General features: G+C 62.1%; 1 protein-coding gene. It reads left to right on the top strand.

Going from position 1 to position 240, the window contains the following annotated elements:
- The coding region (locus tag ACW9JE_RS30990) for a toxin VasX (protein WP_457434946.1) at positions 1-240 on the top strand (240 nt) is incomplete at both ends.

Genomic DNA, 240 nt, shown 5'->3' with positions numbered 1-240 from the left:
GCGAGATGCTCATTCGTCACGAATGGACCGAACGCGAACTGAATCAGGACACCCGTCACAATCCCGGCCAGGCGCGTCAGTACCTGCTCTATTCCCGCCGAACCCAACTGCGTATTGCCTACTCACCCGTGCAATGGACTTGGCGGATGTGCGAGCTGATGCGCAGCAGCGCCGCCGAACAATCTCGCTGGATGCGCAGCGTCGACCTGCCGGCGTACTGCCTCACCGGCAAAGTCGCCC

The organism is Pseudomonas sp. SDO55104_S430, assembly GCF_054070595.1.
Note: the sequence above shows the minus strand (reverse complement) of the source record. Positions and strands in the feature narration are given on the sequence as shown.